This window comes from Pseudidiomarina terrestris (assembly GCF_030466375.1).
GTDB lineage: Bacteria > Pseudomonadota > Gammaproteobacteria > Enterobacterales > Alteromonadaceae > Pseudidiomarina > Pseudidiomarina terrestris.
Genome location: NZ_JAGGJE010000006.1, coordinates 113075 through 131845 on the forward strand (window position 1 = coordinate 113075; position 18771 = coordinate 131845).

General features: G+C 54.0%; 15 protein-coding genes. 12 read left to right on the plus strand and 3 right to left on the minus strand.

From position 1 onward, the window contains the following. Positions 1 to 6: 6 nt before the first annotated feature. From J6J28_RS12250 to J6J28_RS12260, 3 genes are read left to right on the plus strand one after another with little or no spacing between them, the layout of a single operon-like run. Entirely contained in the window at positions 7 to 651 is a 645-nt protein-coding gene (locus J6J28_RS12250) for a DUF2959 domain-containing protein (RefSeq protein WP_301722123.1), read from the plus strand. After that, complete coding sequence (locus J6J28_RS12255) at positions 648 to 1160, plus strand: NADPH-dependent FMN reductase (RefSeq protein ID WP_301722125.1); 513 nt, start codon at positions 648 to 650, stop codon at positions 1158 to 1160. Before J6J28_RS12250 ends, J6J28_RS12255 begins: the two co-directional genes overlap by 4 nt. Before the next feature lie 8 nt (positions 1161 to 1168). Continuing rightward, positions 1169 to 1666, plus strand: a complete 498-nt coding sequence (locus tag J6J28_RS12260) for an MgtC/SapB family protein (protein WP_301722160.1) — start codon at positions 1169 to 1171, stop codon at positions 1664 to 1666. Here the strand turns inward: J6J28_RS12260 and J6J28_RS12265 are convergent. Then, on the minus strand, positions 1663 to 2286 hold the full coding sequence (locus tag J6J28_RS12265; RefSeq protein WP_301722127.1) for a TetR family transcriptional regulator: 624 nt from the start codon (positions 2284 to 2286) through the stop codon (positions 1663 to 1665). The genes J6J28_RS12260 and J6J28_RS12265 overlap by 4 nt on opposite strands. 193 nt (positions 2287 to 2479) lie before the next feature. Here J6J28_RS12265 and J6J28_RS12270 point away from each other — a divergent pair, with 193 nt between their 5' ends. The 3 genes from J6J28_RS12270 to J6J28_RS12280 are packed head-to-tail and all read left to right on the plus strand — an operon-like array spanning position 2480 to position 5015. Continuing rightward, positions 2480 to 2776 carry a DUF3081 family protein gene (locus J6J28_RS12270; RefSeq protein WP_301722129.1) on the plus strand — a complete coding sequence of 99 codons (297 nt, stop codon included), beginning with the start codon at positions 2480 to 2482 and terminating at the stop codon, positions 2774 to 2776. Then, positions 2773 to 3444 carry a PAQR family membrane homeostasis protein TrhA gene (trhA, locus tag J6J28_RS12275; protein ID WP_301722130.1) on the plus strand — a complete coding sequence of 224 codons (672 nt, stop codon included), beginning with the start codon at positions 2773 to 2775 and terminating at the stop codon, positions 3442 to 3444. Before J6J28_RS12270 ends, trhA begins: the two co-directional genes overlap by 4 nt. 2 nt (positions 3445 to 3446) lie before the next feature. Then, a complete protein-coding gene (locus tag J6J28_RS12280) occupies positions 3447 to 5015 on the plus strand; it encodes a sensor domain-containing diguanylate cyclase (protein ID WP_301722131.1) in 1569 nt (522 codons plus the stop codon). Here J6J28_RS12280 and typA read toward each other — a convergent pair. Next, on the minus strand, positions 5012 to 6856 hold the full coding sequence (gene typA / locus J6J28_RS12285) for a translational GTPase TypA (RefSeq protein WP_301722133.1): 1845 nt from the start codon (positions 6854 to 6856) through the stop codon (positions 5012 to 5014). The genes J6J28_RS12280 and typA overlap by 4 nt on opposite strands. A gap of 103 nt (positions 6857 to 6959) precedes the next feature. Further along, positions 6960 to 9668, minus strand: a complete 2709-nt coding sequence (locus tag J6J28_RS12290) for a putative bifunctional diguanylate cyclase/phosphodiesterase (RefSeq protein WP_301722135.1) — start codon at positions 9666 to 9668, stop codon at positions 6960 to 6962. A gap of 150 nt (positions 9669 to 9818) precedes the next feature. Here J6J28_RS12290 and J6J28_RS12295 point away from each other — a divergent pair, with 150 nt between their 5' ends. The 6 genes from J6J28_RS12295 to ntrC all read left to right on the plus strand — a co-directional run bounded on the left by J6J28_RS12295 (position 9819) and on the right by ntrC (position 18733). After that, the gene (locus tag J6J28_RS12295; protein ID WP_301722136.1) at positions 9819 to 10805 is read left to right on the plus strand and encodes an efflux RND transporter periplasmic adaptor subunit; all 987 of its coding nucleotides are present in this window, start codon (positions 9819 to 9821) and stop codon (positions 10803 to 10805) included. Then, on the plus strand, positions 10795 to 13953 hold the full coding sequence (locus J6J28_RS12300; protein ID WP_301722137.1) for an efflux RND transporter permease subunit: 3159 nt from the start codon (positions 10795 to 10797) through the stop codon (positions 13951 to 13953). Before J6J28_RS12295 ends, J6J28_RS12300 begins: the two co-directional genes overlap by 11 nt. 246 nt (positions 13954 to 14199) lie before the next feature. Beyond that, positions 14200 to 15612, plus strand: a complete 1413-nt coding sequence (gene glnA / locus J6J28_RS12305; RefSeq protein WP_301722139.1) for a glutamate--ammonia ligase — start codon at positions 14200 to 14202, stop codon at positions 15610 to 15612. Positions 15613 to 15659: 47 nt separating this feature from the next. Then, complete coding sequence (locus tag J6J28_RS12310; protein ID WP_301722140.1) at positions 15660 to 16241, plus strand: hypothetical protein; 582 nt, start codon at positions 15660 to 15662, stop codon at positions 16239 to 16241. After that, positions 16228 to 17343 (plus strand): nitrogen regulation protein NR(II), encoded by a 1116-nt coding sequence (gene glnL, locus J6J28_RS12315; protein ID WP_301722141.1) that lies wholly within the window; start codon positions 16228 to 16230, stop codon positions 17341 to 17343. The genes J6J28_RS12310 and glnL overlap by 14 nt, the downstream gene beginning before the upstream one ends. Then, positions 17330 to 18733, plus strand: coding sequence for a nitrogen regulation protein NR(I) (ntrC, locus tag J6J28_RS12320; RefSeq protein ID WP_301722142.1), 1404 nt, complete (start codon positions 17330 to 17332; stop codon positions 18731 to 18733). Before glnL ends, ntrC begins: the two co-directional genes overlap by 14 nt. The last annotated feature ends 38 nt before the right edge of the window (positions 18734 to 18771 follow it).

Sequence of the window (18771 nt, forward strand, 5' to 3'; positions counted from 1 at the left end):
TCCGCCATGCGATGGTTAGCAGTAGCAGCGATGGTATTGACTGTGGCCGGTTGCCAGAGTGCGTATTACGGCGCAATGGAAAAAGTAGGTGTACACAAACGCGATATCTTAGTCGACCGCGTGGACGATGCGCGTGATGCCCAGGCGGATGCGCAGGAAGAATTCAAATCGGCATTGCAACGGCTGGATGAAATGCTGCAGCTTGATGGTGGCGAAATCGAAGCCCAGTACAACAAGCTTAACGACGATTATGAAGCCAGTAAGGCAGCCGCGGAACGGGTTTATGACCGCATTGAGGCCATTGACAGTGTCGCTCAGGATCTCTTTGATGAGTGGGCTGATGAGCTAGACGAATACAGTAATGAAAGCTTGCGCAGGCAGAGTGAACGCTCACTGCGCGAGACGCAACGGCGCTACGCGAGCTTATTGCAAAGCATGGAACGTGCCGCTGCCACCATGGATCCAGTATTGGACAAACTACAAGATAATGTGTTGTATTTGAAACATAATCTGAACGCTGCAGCAGTGGATGCGATTCGCGGTGAGTACCGCAGCTTGCAAACCGATGTCGCCGAACTGATCGAAGAAATGGAAGTCGCCATCGCAGAATCTGATGCCTTTATTCAAGCTATGCAGGAGGGACGAGAATGAGTTTATTGATTATTGCTGGAAGCAGCCGTAAGGCTTCAATCAATCGCCGTTTACAAGAACGTTTAGCTGAAGTTGCTGAAAGTAATGGTGTGCAATGCTACATGTATCCACCAGCAGAACTCGACGCACCCATTTATAACGGTGATTACGAAGACGAGAACGGCGTGCCGAGCAATATACAGAAGCTGGCAACGGCGGTGAAAGAGGCGAGTAAAATCATCGTGGTCACCCCGGAGTATAATTCTTCAATCCCGCCGCTTCTGAAAAACGCGATCGACTGGAGCTCGCGTCTGGATACCAATCCATGGGCCGGCAAAACCGTACTGTTAGCTGGCGCTTCGCCGGGTCAGTTCGGTGCGATTCGCTCGATGAACGATTTGCGCGGCGTGTTCTGTAATCTGGATGCCTGGGTTGCCCCTGCGGTCGCCAGTATTGCGAAAACCGATGCCGATAAAATTGCCGAACTGGATACTGATTTTCTCAGTAAGTTTATGCGTCAGGGAGACTGAAAATGACCATGGATTGGGCTGCATTGCTGAACATCACGCCTTACAGCTGGGATGCCATCGGGACTGCGCTGTTTTGCGGGACCCTGGTTGGGCTTGAGCGGCAAATGCGCGGCAAGCCCGTGGGCATCCGCACCTCTTCTTTGATCACCTTAGGTACCTATTTATTCATTGTGGGTGCCGGTTCCATCATGACTGACGCCACTGATCCATCGCGTATTATCGGCCAGGTTATCACTGGTATCGGCTTCCTCGGCGCTGGTGTCATGCTGGCCCGCGACGGCATCGTGGTTGGCGTCACCTCGGCGGCAACCATTTGGGTGTTGGCTTCCGTTGGCGTGGCTATTGGCTTAGGTCATTTGGCAGTGGCGATGAAGCTGTCGGTGGTGGTGGTTGGCGTGTTATTCGGCGTCGACATACTGGAAGACTATTTTCAATCGCTCACCAGGGGTGTGCATCATAAGTACAAAGGTTGGAAAAAAAGCATTCGCAAGGACAAGCAGGGCTAAGCACCCTGCTTGCTAATCCCGCGCAGATAATTGTCGAGTCCACTGCGCGCAGCCGTCATCAAATCAAAGTACTGGGTATCCAGTAGCCAGTTATAAAACAAACCATCAATCAGTCCGAACATGCTGATCACCGTCAGACGCGGGTCAAGATCAGCAGCGACCGAACCCTGCGCTTGCGCCTGCTCGACCAGCTTCACGCACTCATCAATACACTCATTGCGACCACTCAGATGGCGCAAGTGAATAGGTAGTGTATCTTCAACGTATTCGCACTTATGGCAGAGAATATTAACCAATGCCTGCATGTGCGGATCGTTTTGCACCTGATGCACGATATGTAGACAACGCTCACGAAGCTGGTGCAACGGAGCGTTTTCGTGCTCCTTGCGCAATTCATCGCGCATCTCATCCACGGGTAAACTGACCCGCTCCATCAAGGCATGGATCAGGTCCAGTTTGTTCTCAAAATGATGGTAGATCGCCCCACGCGTAACCCCCGCGGCTTCTGCGACTTGCATCATCGAGGTATTGGAAACCCCGCGCTCACTGAATAAACGCTCAGCCGCATCAAGCAACTCGTTACGAGTCGTTAGCGCATCCGCTTTTGTACGTCGAACCACATTCCACCTCAACTTAGACAACTCGCCCACATTATACCCGATCACAATCAAACATTCATGTATGTATGTATAAGAAAGGGCAGCCCTTAAAATAGGAAGGGCTGCCCTTTCTTTGGGTGGGGATTGCGGTTGTAATTGGCGGGCAAAGGCCGCACATTATGGGTATACTGAAAAAAAACCGAGGAGTACGCTCATGAAAAACGAAATCGATCAAAGATTAGTTCTCGACGCTTATGAGAAAATCCACGAGCACGGCAAGGCCGAGCAGGGTAAGCACTCGCTGGAAGGTATCACTGCCTATACAGATCACGACGGCTACACGGTCTTCCTCGAGGGGCATAACGTGCAAATGCGTCTGGAGTTCCATAACAAATACCATTTAGATTACAGCACAACCCGTGATTACGATTTATTCATGCGCAAGCTGGAACAGATCAGCCGGGATTATCATAAGCCTGGGCGCGCTGATCCAGAGGAAGAGCATCATTGAGTACTAAGCCAGTTAGTCGCAAAAAAGCCTACAGTATTGCCGAAGAGGTCGCGCACGCCATCACCCACGGTGTTGGCGCCGTGGCCAGTATCGTCGGTCTGGTCGTGATGATCTTATGGTCAGCGGCTTACGGGGACACCTGGCACATCGTCAGTGTCAGCATCTACGGTGCTAGCCTGATTTTGCTGTACACCGCATCAACCCTTTATCACGCCTTTCCGTGGCCACGAATTAAGTCGTTCTTCCAACACATCGATCATGCCGCAATTTATTTTCTAATTGCCGGAACCTACACGCCTTTTGCGCTCATTAATTTGCGTGGGCCCTGGGGTTGGACCCTGCTTGGGGTGGTCTGGGGCATCGCGATTGTTGGTGTTATTCTCGAACTGTCGTTAAGCGAGCGCAAAAAGTGGCTCTCATTAAGCCTGTATCTCGGCTTAGGCTGGATGGCAGTCGTCGCCATTAAACCTATGATTACCCATGTCGAAGTGGGCGGTTTAATGCTGCTTCTGGCGGGCGGACTGGCCTATAGTCTGGGCGTCATTTTCTACGTCTGGAAATCCTTGAAATACCACCACGCTATCTGGCATATGTTTGTACTCGCCGGCAGCGTGCTGCATTTCTTTTCCATCTTCTATTATGTGTTGCCCCATCCGGATCTTATCTAGTCATGCTGGTCCCGGTTAATCTGAAACTGCGCTGGTTTGCGATTTACGCGGGATTTGGCTTGCTGCTATCGTTGATCATTACCGCGGTTTTTACTCAGGTCGCGACCCGACAGATTGAGGAACAGGTAGGTACCAGTCTGGCCCACGTCGCCGAACAAATGGCGCACCAACTGGAAGAGGGAATGTTCGAGCGCCTGCGGGACTTGCAAACAGCCGCCAAACTCATCGAAGTACCGGAAACGGGCGCGCAGCAAGAGCGGCTGGAACAACTGATTCAGGCGCTCTATTCCAGTTATGAGAATTACGCATGGTTGGGTATTACCTCAGCCGACGGCGAGGTCTTGATTAGCTCAAACAACGTTCTGGAAGGCGCTGATGTTAGTGCCCGCCCCTGGTTTCAGGGCGCCATGCAGAATCCGTACTTTATTGGCGACGTCCACGGTGCGTTGCTACTGGAGAGCATTCTTAACCCTGATGGCGCGGAGCCATTGCGTTTCGTTGATGTTGCGGTGCCACTGAAACGTCCTGATGGCAGTATCTGGGGTGTCTTGGGTAGCCATTTGAATTGGGCTTGGGTACAGGAACTCGAACGTGTGGCCAAGCGTGGCTTATTCGATTTGCCAGAAGCCGAGATTATTATTGTGAGCTCTGAAGGTCAGGTGCTGCTTGGCCCAAAAGTTAACGATGACGGCCGGTTGCAACTGCGGCTCAGTGAGGCGGTAGCACGGCAGGGTCACGGCCTGCAGCAATGGCCAGACGGTGCAGAATATGTGGTCGGTTTAGCTGTTACCCGGGAGCGGCAGGCTTATAAAGGGCCAGAGTGGCAAGTCTGGGTACGCGAGCCAGCAACTGAGGCGTTTAAACCCGTGCGCGAGTTGCGTTGGCAAGCGGTTTGGATTGGCTTAGCGGTTGCGCTTTGTTTTGCTGGTATTGGTTGGCTCAGCGCCGGACGTATCGCACGACCTTACGCCGATATCAGCTCAAAGTTGGAGCACGAAGTCGCCAGTCGCACCGAGGAATTACGACGCACCAATGAGAAACTCGAACGGCTGGCAACCACCGATAGCTTAACGGGTTTGTTAAATCGACGGGCGTTGATTAAGCAAGCAAAACAGCTGCGAAAGCGCGCTGATCGGCACGGGCAAAATATTGCCGTAGTGATGATAGATCTGGATAACTTTAAGAAAGTGAATGACAGTTATGGCCACAGTGTTGGCGATAAGGTTTTAAAAAAACTGGCGAAGCTGGCAGGGAAACTGGTTCGCGAGGTGGATATCGTCGCACGATCTGGCGGGGAAGAATTTACCCTGGTGCTCGACGGCAGCGATGAGAAAAATGCCAAAGCGGTGACGCAACGGCTCGCAAAACAGTTACGGGAAGCTGAATTCAGCGCTGATGGAGAAACATTTACCGTCACCCTGAGTGCGGGCGTGGCCAGTTGGTCCTCAGACCAGGAGTTCGAAATCGTCATGGATAAGGCGGACGAGCTGCTTTACGAAGCGAAAGAAAAAGGCCGCGACTGTGTGGTCGCGGCCTTTGAATCTGAGTTGAACACCGAGGAAGCAGATTAAGCTTCTTTGCTGCGCCCAGCACGCTTACGATCGTTCTCAGTCAGCAAACGCTTACGGATACGAATCGATTTTGGCGTGATTTCGACCAGCTCATCGTCATCGATAAACTCAAGCGCTTGCTCAAGGGTCAGACGAATCGGTGGTGACAAGGTCAAGGCATCATCGGTACCTGAAGCACGTACGTTGGTCAGCTGCTTACCTTTCAAACAGTTCACCGTCAAATCGTTGCCACGGTTGTGGACACCAATGATTTGGCCTTCGTAAACTTCATCGCCGTGTGAGGCCATCAGTTTGCCGCGCTCTTGCAGGTTAAACAAAGCATAGGTCAGTGCTTTACCGGTTGCGTTGGAGATCAACACACCATTCATACGCTGGCCAATCTTGCCACCTTTATGCGGACCATAGTGGTCAAAGGTTTTGTACATCAGGCCTGAGCCTGAAGTCAGTGTCATGAACTCTGTCTGGAAGCCAATCAAACCACGGCTTGGAACCATAAAGTCGATGCGCACGCGGCCTTTACCATCTGGCGTCATGTTGGACATTTCAGCCTTACGGATACCCAGTTTTTCCATCACCGAACCCTGATGAATTTCTTCAATATCAACAGTCAGGTTTTCGAAAGGTTCAAGGGTAACGCCGTCTTCTTCTTTGATGATAACTTCCGGACGTGAAACGGCCAGTTCAAAACCTTCACGACGCATGTTCTCAATCAAAATACCTAAGTGTAATTCACCACGGCCCGAGACGCGGAAGCGATCCGGGTTGTCGGTTTCTTCAACACGCAAGGCAACGTTGTGCATAAGCTCGTGTTGCAGGCGCTCAAGGATTTGACGCGAGGTAACGAATTTACCTTCTTTACCAGCAAACGGCGAGGTATTGACCTGGAAGGTCATGGTCACGGTTGGCTCGTCAACAGTCAGCGGAGGCAGAGCTTCCGCACTACCGGTCGCACAAATGGTGTCTGAAATTTTCAGTTCGCCTAGGCCAGTAAAGGCAACGATGTCGCCAGCGCTGGCGCCTTCAGTTTCGATACGGTCCAAACCAAGGTAACCGAAAACTTTACCTACTTTGCCGCTACGCTGTGAGCCATCAGCACCAATAATGGTAACTTGTTGGTTCACTTTCAACGTGCCGCGCTTGATACGACCGATACCGATAATGCCCAGGTAGCTGGAGTAATCGAGCTGCGAAACCTGCATCTGCAGTGGACCGTCACGGTTCGCTTCAGGCGCTGCAACACGTTCGATAATCGTTTCGAACAATGGTGTCATGTCTGAGCTGGCATCCGCTGGATCAAGCGTTGCAAAGCCATTTAATGCTGACGCATAAACAATTGGGAAATCCAATTGCTCGTCGCTGGCGCCAAGGTTATCAAACAGGTCGAAAACCTGATCCACGGCCCAGTCAGGACGTGCACCCGGACGGTCAATTTTGTTGATAACAACAATGGGTTTCAAACCGTGCGAGAACGCTTTTTGCGTTACGAAACGCGTTTGCGGCATAGGACCGTCAACGGCGTCGACCAACAGCAATACTGAGTCGGCCATCGACAGTACGCGCTCAACCTCACCACCAAAGTCAGCGTGCCCTGGGGTATCAAGAATATTGATGCGGTAATCTTTGTAATCGATTGCGGTGTTCTTCGCCAGGATGGTGATGCCACGTTCTTTTTCCAGATCGTTGCTGTCCATTACGCGCTCTTCAGCGCCACCACGGCTTTCTAAAGTACCTGATTGCTGCAACAGCTTATCGACCAAAGTGGTTTTACCATGGTCAACGTGCGCGATGATCGCGATGTTGCGTAACTTACTGATTTCTGTGCTATTTAAAAACTTACTCATGAAGTAGATCTCAATGACAGGCCAAGCCTGTTGATTGGGGGGTGAAAAATGGGGTGGATTATACAGGTTTTTTGTACAAATAGCAGACGAAATATAATTCCGGCTAATTATTTAAAAGTTTGAGCAGGTCAGGCAGTGGCATTGGCCGGGCAAAGTAGAATCCCTGCAGCCGTTGCACGCCCATGCCGGCAAATATTTGCAACTGAGCTTCAGTCTCAATACCTTCTACAACAACCTTCTTACCCAGATAGGCGCAGAGATCAATAATCCCTTTGACCACGGCCTGAAGTTCAGTGTCTTGCGTCAGGCCTGCGGTAAAGGCACGATCAATTTTAATGACGTCGGCAGGCAGCCGGTTGAGGTACGACAGGCTTGAAAAGCCCGTACCGAAATCATCAATGGCGACACAACAGCCTAAGTCCCGTAAAGCCTGCAGTGATGCGATGGTGGTCTTGCCTTCACCGACAAAAATTCCTTCAGTAAGCTCAAGCGCCAGATTATCCGGTGCAATCTGATGATGGGTTAAGCGGCTTTGCAGGAGCTTAGCAAAGTTATAGCGCTGCAGCTGCGGCGCGGAAACATTGACCGAAACCTGTAAGTCGCGTAGTTGTGGGTGCTCATGAATATCGCGCAGCACCAATTCCAGTACCTGCTCACCCAATGGGATGATTTGCCCGGTATTTTCCGCAATCGGAATGAATTCGGCGGGGGAGATAAAGTTGCCATCATCCTCACGCCAACGCACCAGACTCTCCACCGCAACGATGGCACGGGTCTGGGTGTCGTAAATGGGTTGGTAATGAACTTCCAGGCCGTTGCGATCAAGGGTAAGCTGCAATGCATTTCGCAATTGCACCTGGCGTTGGTAGTCCTGTGCCATTTGTTCGACAAAGTGGCAGGATAAATTGCCGCCGAGTTGCTTGGCCTCATTCATGGCGATTTCCGCATGCTGCATCATGTTGGCCGCGTGGCGATCCTCGCCGTTACTGCGGACGGCTCCAACGCTGGCAGTCAGGTGCACCTCAATATTATTAATATGATACGGCTTGCGCACCACCTCGATGAGTTGCTCGGCAATGACGTCGGCTTGCGGACTGGCCGAGCTTTCCAGATAAATCACAAATTCATCACCGCTAAAACGTGCTAACTGAGCGTTGCCTGGCGCAACTGTGCGGATACGGGCAGCGGTTTCCGCCAGAACCCGGTCACCCAGTCGGTGGCCGAGACTATCGTTAATGGGTTTAAAACCATCGAGGTTTAGAAAGAATATCGCGCGGTGCAAGGCTGTGCTATCACGATCCCGCTGCTGCAGGTAGGCATTAAAGACATCGCGACGGAGTAAGCCGGTAATGTCATCGTGGCGTGCCAGATGACGCAGTTCATCTTGTTTTTCGCTCAGGCGCTGCGCGCTGTCTTCGGCCAGCGCATAGATAAGCACAAAGGCAAAGGTCAACCACAGCATTAACTGGTTCAACTGAGAACCGGTCTGAATCTGGGAATAATCACTTAACACACTGTAAAACCGAGCTTCGCCGGCACCGGCAATCATCACGGTGTCGACAACATGATGGGGAAAGCGTTGTATCAGCTGTTCTTCAGTTAGTACTTCATTTTTGTCATGCCCCATGGGTACCAGCAGGTCAGGCGCCAGTTGTAAATAGGTGCGCATGTCTGAGAAAGGATTCAGATACTCGGTATGAATGACGCGATTGGCGTCGAGTAACATCACCACCCGAACAAGTTCGCCGTCAGGATGACGCACAGGAACGCCCTGCATAAAAATCGGATTGTCAGTGGTCAGCGAGGCTCCGCTGATGATGAGGTTGATGGAAAGGTCAATGGACTGTAACCACGCGTTAAAATCCGCCGATGACAGGAAGCCCCCGGCAAGGAAAGCGCTGCCGTAACCAACGGTTTCAATGGGCTGCAACTGCTCATTGTAAATGACAAAGCCACGAATAATGGCGAAGTCTTGCTGATAGGCTTCGGTGTCTTTGCGCAATACCTTCTGAAAGGTTTCGTCGTCCTCAACCTGAAGCAAGCGTTCACGCATGCGCTCTGCCAATTTACGTTGCTCGCTAAGCGTGGACTCGATCATGCTGCCGGTCATGGTAATTCGCGACCGAGCCGCATCACTGGCGGTGGCTAAGTCACTCAAGGTCAGTGCATACCAGACGCCGAAACCGGTTGCGGTCATCATAGCCAAGGTCACTATGGTGCGCTTGGACGTGCAATTACGATGCGTTGGGCCGTCACCGCGCCAATAGAGAATCGCCAGGGTCAGCGCGCCGAACAAAATCAAAATTGCGACCAGAGTTAAGGTCGGAAAACTCGCTTGCAGTGGGTCGAAGTTCGGCAGCAAGGGCAGCCCCCACAAACGTGCCTGTAAAAACACAAAAATAAGCAGGTCAAAAGCGACTACTGCGGGCCACAGGAAACGGGCGACCCGGCTGCCTGGGGGGAACAGGAACAGCGAGGCGGTGCTTGCCAGAGTTGCCAGAACCAATTCAATAGGAAGCGCCACCAGGCGTGCAGCAACAACGTAGTCGGCTATCCATAGTAAGCCCGCCAGCAGCACTAGCAACGCAGCACCAAAAATTCGTGCCATCAGCACGTTGCGGTACAGAACGGCTACCAAACCACAGCCAATTAAGGTGCTTGCCACAGACATAGCACCAGGGATCAAGGCCATTAAAAGCTGGTCTTGATAGGCTAGAAATTCGACGATACCGACGAGGCCAATAATGATGAAAAAGCTAGCGACGGCAATAGCGAATTTAGTGGCTGCTGAACGACTAAATAAGGTATACATGAGCTTTTCTTATAGGGTTGTTAAGGCAAAACTAGCACAGGATTCAGGGCTTGGGAATCGTTAGCAGCAAACAAACCTCACGCCGAGCTGGATCTTTAATTTAGAACATCCTAAAATAAGGCCATATGAAATTGGGTTGAGGATAACTAAATGAATAACTTAGCGCGCACGGGCCTGCTGGCCATCATCGCGGTCGCCGTTGGTTTGGCAGCGATAGCCCCGGTACAGGCTGAACCGGCACTGACCAAGGGATCAGCAACGGCCAGCGAGCAACGACTTGCTGACTATCTGCAGTTGCAAGGGGTGGTCGAGGCCACGAACGCGGCCACCGTCTCGGCGCAGGTGTCCGGACGGGTTGAACGGGTGTTGGTTGAGGTGGGTGATGAAGTTCCCGCTGGCGCGACTATTGTGACGATCACCTCCGTTGAACAGTACCAGCTGCTCAATCAGGCTCAGTCGCAGCTCGCTGCCGCCAAAGCGAATCTTCTGGCTGCTCAGCAAGAGTATGACCGCGTGGAACGCTTGGTTACGCAAAACCTGCTGCCCAAGGCTGAAGAGGATCGGGTGCAAGCCGCACTGGATACCGCTAAAGCGCAGCAAAAGAGCGCCGCCGCGGCGGTTGCCCGCGCCCAGGAGCAACTGTCCTATACGGAAGTCAAAGCGCCTTACGGGGGGCTGGTCAGTGAACGTCTGGTCGAGCCGGGTGAACTGGTGCAGCCGGGTACGCCGCTGCTGAGCGGTTTCGACCCTGAACAACTGCGTATTCATGTGGATATCCCCGCTACCTATGCGAGTGCTGCGGCAGAGTATCAGTGGGCACGCGTGGCCGGCGTCGAACCTGTGGATTTTCAGGTGTTCCCAACGGCACATCAACAATCGGGCACCCAGCGTATTCGCCTGAACCTGCCCGCCAATACCGGGTTTTTGCCGGGCCAATGGCAGAGCGTGCAGGTGCAGGTGGCCGAACATCAGGGCATTGTTGTGCCGGCCAAAGCGCTGTACCGGCAGGGTGAGATGACCTTAGTCAAACTTGCTGATGGCAGTTGGCGTGCGGTACGCACGGGCGATACCTACGGTGATCAACTTGAAATTGTCGCTGGTTTAGCAGCCGGTGAGGTGGTCCAGTATGGCAACTAAGATGGGCATCGCCGGACGCCTCGCGGCCTGGGGGGAGCGCTCTCAAATCACGCCGTTGTTGGCGCTATTTGGCCTGCTGCTGGGCCTGATGGCAGCCATGATCACGCCCCGGGAAGAAGAGCCACAAATTGACGTCACCATGGCGGATGTCATGGTGGCCTTTCCTGGCGCGCGCGCCGAACAAGTTGAGCAACAGCTGACTACACCACTGGAGCAACATTTTTCCCGGATGCAGGGCATTGAGCATATCTATTCAATGTCACAAGCCGGACAAGCACTGGTCACGGTGCAGTTTGCCGTGGGGATTCCCCGCGATCAGGCACTGGTGGAGTTATTTGATACCCTGGCCGCCTGGCAACGCCAGCATCCGCAGACCAGCCAGCCCCTGGTGAAAGCCCGTGGTATTGATGATGTGCCTATTCTGGGGCTGACCCTGACCTCAACGGAGCTGGATTTAAAAGCCGTTGCCGATACCTTACGCGCGCCACTGCAAAACGTTGCCGGTGTGCGTGATATCGAGGTCATTGGCGCCGAGCCCGAGCAGCTAAGTGTCACCCTGGATAATGCCGCGCTGGCGAAAGTCGGACTCGATATTTCCCGGGTCGCGCAAGCGCTGGCCAGTCAGAATGTCAGTGCGCAGGCGGGCTACCGACTGGCGCAAAATCGTCAGGTGGCAGTGCAGGCCGGTGGTTTTATTGCCAGCGCGCAAGAATTACGCGAGCTGATTGTCGCTGTGGTTGATGGTCGCCCGGTGCGCTTACAGCAGGTGGCTGAAGTCAGCAGCGGCGCCAACCGGCCCTCACGTTACGTCTGGTCCCGTGCCAAAAACGGCGAGGCGCAACCCGCAGTCACCATGACGGTGACCAAAAAAGCTGGCGAGAATGCCGTCGATGTGGCGGCGCGGGTGCTGGATCGTTTAGCGACGCTCGAGCAGCAATGGCTGCCGCCAGCGCTGCAGGTTGAGGTGACCCGTAATTACGGCCAAACCGCAGACGACAAAGCCAGCAAGCTGATCCAAAAGCTGATCTTTGCCACCATTTCAGTGGTTGCGCTGGTGCTTTTCACGCTGGGTAAACGCGAAGCTGTGGTAGTAGGGAGCGCTGTGGTGCTGACGCTGGCGACGACGTTGTTCGCGTCCTGGGCATGGGGCTTCACCCTGAACCGGGTATCGTTGTTCGCGTTGATTTTTTCTATTGGTATTCTGGTCGATGATGCCATTGTGGTGGTCGAAAATATCCATCGTCATCTGGCGCTGGGCAAGTCCCTCAAAGAGGCCATTCCCCCGGCCGTCGACGAGGTAGGCGGACCAACCATACTGGCAACCTTTACGGTCATCGCAGCGTTGCTGCCGATGGCTTTTGTCAGCGGCCTGATGGGACCGTACATGAGCCCGATCCCGATCAACGCCTCGATGGGAATGCTGCTATCGCTGCTTATCGCATTGACGGTCACGCCCTGGCTGGCGCGGCATGTGTTGCGCGATTCCGCTGCTCCTGGGCCGAGCGCTCATGGCCAGCCAGAGTCTGACCACCAGTCGCCGGCAGACAGCCGCTTACAACGGCTGTTCACAGCGGTGATGCAGCCGTTGCTGGAGAGCCGTAAGCGCCGTTACTTGATGGGCTTTGCTCTGATCGCACTGATTATTGCCGTGCTAGGCCTGGCCGTGGTGCAGGCAGTGGTGATGAAAATGCTGCCCTTTGATGACAAGAGTGAAATCAAGCTGGTGCTGGACATGCCAGAAGATACCAGCCTGGAGCGGACGAATGCAGTACTGCTGCAGCTTGCGCAAAAGCTCGACCAAGTCCCCGAAGTCACGGCGACGCAGATCTACGCCGGGACCGCCTCGCCGATTGGCTTTAACGGCCTGGTGCGGCAGTACTATTTACGCAGCGCCGCTTATCAGGGCGATATTCAGGTGACACTGGCGGCGAAAGGTGAGCGTGAACGGGCCAGCCATGAGGTAGCCCGGTCACTGCGGCCACTGCTGACACCTATTGTGACTGCCGCCGGCGGCCAGCTGAAAGTGGTGGAAGTGCCCCCCGGGCCACCGGTGCTGGCACCTATTGTTGCTGAGGTGTATGGCCCCTCGGCCGCCGAACGAGAGGCCGCGGCCCGGCACGTGCAGCAGCAGTTGCAACAAACTGACGGTGTGGTGGATGTCGATACCACTTTGGTGGCTGCAGGTACCGAAGAGATCTGGCAAATCAATTATGCCCGCGCTACCCAGCTAGGTGTCCGGCCGCAGCAGGCCACGCAGGCCTTGCAAACGGCTTTGCATGGCTTGCCGGTGACCTATGTGGCAGTGCCGGATCAATTGCAACCGGTGCCGGTACAGCTGTACCTGCCAGCTGCCTGGCAAGGGCAACTGGCCCAGCTTGAGAGCCTCACCGTGACCAGCGCACAGGGCGCTAGTGTGCCGCTGACCGCCTTCATTGAGCGGGTTGAAGTGCCACTGCAGCAGCCTCGCTTGCACAAAGACTTGCGCCCGGTGGTCTATGTGACCGCGGACATGGCCGGTGAACTCGATTCGCCTTTGTATGGCTTATTCGCTGCCGCAGGGACCATTGATCTGCCGCAGAGCTACATCACTCAGCCCAATGAGTGGGATCAGGCCGCGGTCAAATGGGATGGCGAATGGCAAATCACCTATGAAACCTTCCGTGATATGGGGCTTGCCTACGCGGTCGGGCTGTTGCTGATCTACCTGCTGGTGGTCGGCCACTTTGGCAGCTACGGTACACCGCTGGTGATCATGGCGCCGATTCCGCTGACCCTGATTGGCATCATGCCGGGGCATGCGCTGCTCGGCGCGCAGTTTACCGCGACCTCGATGATCGGCATGATTGCGCTGGCCGGTATTATTGTTCGCAACTCAATCCTGCTGGTCGATTTTGTCCGCGAAGCAGTGGCCGCCGGCAAGCCGTTGAACGAGGCGGTCATTACCGCCGCGGCCGTGCGCACCCAGCCGATTGTACTGACTGCTATTGCCGCCATGATGGGCGCCTTCTTTATTCTCGATGATCCCATCTTCAATGGCCTCGCGGTGAGCTTGATTTTCGGTATCGCGGTGTCGACGGTACTGACGCTGATCGTGATCCCACTGCTGTATGCATCGCTGCTGAAACGGCGTCTGGCAAAACAAAGCTAGACCCACCCCCGGTTTCAGCACTAAATCAACAGCTGCACTGTTCTAGTGCAGCTTTTTGCACTACAATGGTGCAAAAGTTAATGAAAGACCCGTCTGAGCCGCTACGCTAACCGGCACCATTCACGGACTTAGATTTAAGTGTCTGAATTAACGGGATAATTTAGAATTGGCATGGCGATTGCAATCTTTTTGGCCAGACGAACTATACTTTTTTGTTAACTGACATTCGCGATTCCGGAGGAACACATGTCGACACCACAAGACGTAATGAAGTTTATTGAAGAAAACGAAGTCAAATTCGTAGATATGCGCTTTACCGATACTAAAGGTAAAGAGCAGCACGTCACCATCCCGGTGTCGCAGATCGACGAAGACTTTTTCCAGGACGGTAAAATGTTCGATGGTTCTTCAATCAGCGGTTGGAAAGGTATCAACGAATCCGACATGGTGTTGATGCCAGACTGCGGCTCAGTGGTGCTGGACCCGTTCACTGACGAAATGACCATGAACGTGGTCTGTGACATCCTTGAGCCAGACACGATGCAAGGTTACGACCGTGACCCGCGCTCGATCGCACGCCGCGCTGAAGCTTATCTGCAAAGCGCAGGTATTGCGGATACTGCATTCTTTGGCCCGGAGCCAGAATTCTTCCTGTTCAACGACGTACGTTTCCACACGGACATGAGCGGCTCGTTTTACAAAATTGAAGCCGACGAAGCCAAGTGGAGCTCAGGTAAAGAGTACTCTGAAGGCAACATGGCACACCGTCCAAGCGTGAAAGGCGGTTACTTCCCGGTACCACCAGTGGATTCTGCACACGACATCCGCAGCACCATGAGCACGGTGATGGAAGACATGGGCTTAGTGGTTGAAGCGCACCACCACGAAGTAGCAACCGCTGGTCAGAACGAAGTCGCCACCCGCTTCAACACCTTGACCAAAAAAGCGGATGAAATCCAGGTTTATAAGTATGTGGTGCACAACGTAGCGCATTCTTATGGTATGACCGCAACCTTTATGCCGAAGCCACTGGTGGGCGATAACGGTTCTGGTATGCACGTACACATGTCACTGGCAAAAGACGGTAAGAACCTGTTTGCCGGCGACAAGTACGGCGGCCTGAGCGAAACTGCACTGTACTACATTGGCGGTATCATCAAGCATGCCCGTGCTATCAACGCGTTCGCAAACCCGGCCACCAACTCGTACAAGCGCCTGGTACCTGGTTTTGAAGCACCCGTGATGCTGGCTTACTCAGCGCGTAACCGCTCAGCTTCGATTCGTATTCCACTGGTTTCAAATGCCAAGGGCCGTCGTATTGAAGTACGTTTCCCTGACCCGGCAGCGAACCCGTACCTGTGTTTTAGCGCACTGCTGATGGCGGGCCTTGACGGTATCAAGAACAAGATCCACCCTGGCGACGCCATGGACAAAGACTTGTACGACCTGCCAGCGGAAGAAGCGAAAGAAATTCCGACGGTATGTCATTCATTGGAAATGGCATTGGAAGCACTGGATAAAGACCGTGACTTCCTGAAACAGGGCGGCGTCATGAGCGACGAAATGATTGATGCGTACATTGCGCTCAAGCAAAAAGAAGTCATGACCCTGAAGATGACCACACATCCAATTGAATTTGATCTGTACTACAGTGTCTAATTCACAGGTTGTGATGACCCACTAAATCTCTCTAAGGAGGCGAAGCGATGCAACCGTTCTTACGCACTTTACTAGCCGTACTAACGTTCGTGAGCCTCCTGTTGGTGGGCGCAGTCAGCGAAGCTCAGGTTTATCGTAAAGTATTAGAAGACGGCACCGTGATCTACACCGATCAGAAGCAAGAAGGTGCCGAACGTATCAACATCAATACCGTCACCAGCGATTTTGCGCCAGTGACGCGTACCCAAACTGAAACCTCTGACGACGAAGCCAGCGATGCTGAGCAACAGGTCGAGGCCAGTGTCGAAATTGTCAGCCCCGAACATGAAGCCACCGTCCGCGACAATCGTGGCCGGATGAATGTGGCATGGGCGGAAAGCGTACGTAATGTCCGTGGTCGCGTCAGCTTCAAGCTCTTCGTCGACAACCAGGTAGCCTACGAAGGACCTGCCTCCGGGGTTAGTCTGGAAGGATTAAACCGTGGCGAGCATCGCCTGCAGGTACGTATGTACAGTGAGCAGGGCGCAGAGCTAGCACGCTCTGACACCACAGTGATCTATATGCATCAGGCAAGTATTTACAATCCAGCCCTGAATAACAACGCGGGTGGCACGAGTGGCCAAAACTGATTGCACCAATGTGGTGCAACCAGATTGGGATCAGCTGCTCACTGGCATTGTGCAGCTCGATGAGCAGCTGCATATTCGCTACATGAACGCTGCGGCCGAGACCATGCTCGATGGTAGTCGCAAACGCTTACTTGGTACCCCTTTATTCAGTCTGTTCAGTTACAGCTCACTGGAACCCGAAGTGTTACGTCAGGCGTTACGTGATCAGCAAAGCGTTTCCGATAGCGACGTTACCTGGATTTTCCATGATGGCCAGCGCGTCACCGTCGAGTTTGTGGCCCAACCTCTGACCCGGAAAAGTGATACGGGACAGGTACTGGTCGAACTGCGTCAGGTGGACCAAATCCGCCGCATCAACCAGGAAAACTCGCAGCAGCAACAGTTACAAGCCGCCCATAGTATTGTCCGCGGGCTGGCGCACGAGATTAAAAATCCCCTTGGCGGGCTGCGCGGCGCTGCGCAACTGCTGGCGGGCGAACTCGAAGATAAACAGCTGCACGATTACACCGATTTAATTATCAGTCAGGCCGATCGGCTCCGCAATCTGGTTGATCGCATGCTCGGCTCGCACGAATTGCCCGAGCGCACAGCGACCAATGTGCATGAAGTTATCGAGCGGGTGATTGCCGTGGCGCAACTGAGTGCCCCTTCGAACATTAGCTTCCGGCGTGATTACGATCCCAGTTTACCGGAACTGACCATGGCGGCTGACGGCATTGAACAGGCGCTACTGAATGTCGTAATGAACGCCAGTGAAGCCATTGCCGATGACGCTGCCCAGACTGGTGGAGAGGTCATCGTGCGCACTCGAGTGCTGCATCAGCAGACGCTGTACGGGCAGCGCTACCGGCGCTGTGCCGTGATTGAGGTACAGGACAATGGTCCGGGCGTGCCAGCGCAACTGAAAGACACGTTATTTTACCCCATGGTCAGTGGTCGTGCCGGCGGCACCGGGCTTGGTCTGGCCATCACCCAGAACGTGGTGCACCAGCATGCCGGCAAAATAGAAGTTTTATCCGAGCCGCACTGTACGCGGTTCCTGTTGTATTTACCTTACATTGAGACGCGTTACAGTAACGGAGCAACCCATGTCACAAAGTGAGCAGCCGGTCTGGGTACTTGATGATGACAGCTCGATCCGCTGGGTGCTGGAGCGGGCGTTGCAACGAGCCGACATTGACAGTCGCAGCTTCGCCGATGCCGCGAGTTTGTATAAAGCGCTGGAGCAGAACCAGCCGCAGGTGCTGTTAACAGATATTCGGATGCCCGGCGATGATGGCCTGGCGGTGCTGCAGTACGTGCAGGATAAGTTTCCGCAATTGCGGGTGGTGGTGATGACCGCGCACTCCGATTTAGACTCGGCCGTCAGTGCCTTTCAGGGCGGCGCCTTCGAATACTTAGCCAAGCCTTTTGATCTCGATGAAGTGTTGCGGACCTTGCGTCGCGCCATGCAGGCTCCGCAGCAAAAGTCATCCACAGAAGGGGCAGCCCCTGCCGGATTAGTCGGCGCGGCCCCCGCCATGCAGGATGTGTTTCGTGCCATCGGGCGGTTGTCGCAATCCAGCGCCACGGTGTTGCTGACCGGAGCCTCGGGAACAGGTAAAGAACTGGTCGCCCGTGCCCTGCACGAACACAGTCCACGTAAAGGTAAGCCCTTTATTGCATTGAACATGGCGGCGATCCCCGGTGATTTGATTGAGTCTGAGTTATTTGGCCATGAAAAAGGTGCCTTTACCGGCGCCACCCAGCGCCGCCGCGGGCGTTTTGAACAGGCAGACGGCGGCACGCTGTTTTTAGATGAAATCGGTGATATGCCCCTGGCCGTGCAAACCCGTCTGTTGCGGGTACTGGCGGAAGGGCAGTTTTACCCAGTGGGCAGCTATGAGCCGGTACGCGTCAATGTACGCACCATCGCCGCGACCCATCAGCAGCTGGAACAGCGCGTCGAAGAGCGCAGCTTCCGTGAAGATTTGTTTCACCGCCTGAACGTGATCCGCCTGCAATTACCCACTCTGGCCGAGCGCCGCAGCGATATTCCGCAACTGGCCCAGCACTTTTTGCAAAAAGCCGCTGAGGAGCTCAATGCCGAGCCCAAGCAACTGACCGCCGCCGCTGAGGCTCGCTTGCAAGACGCCGACTGGCCGGGCAATGTCCGCCAGCTCGAAAATACCTGCCGCTGGCTGACGGTGATGGCACCCGGGCGCTGGGTCGATGTTGCTGATTTACCCGCAGGCATCAGTTCAGTACCGGCAGTGAATGCAGCCGGGGCGACCGCCGACGACTGGGAAGCTGCCGTACGCAGCTATTTGCAACAGCGCCTGGACAATGATGAAAACGACATTCTGACGCAGCTGACCGAGACTATCGAACGGATGGCGATCGATCTCGCGCTTAGCAGCACCAATGGCCATAAACAACGGGCTGCAGAAAAATTAGGCTGGGGCCGAAACACCCTTACGCGAAAGCTCAAAGAGTTGGTAAAAGAAACGTAAATACACTATCTATTTAAGTACGTCTTTACATAATGCTT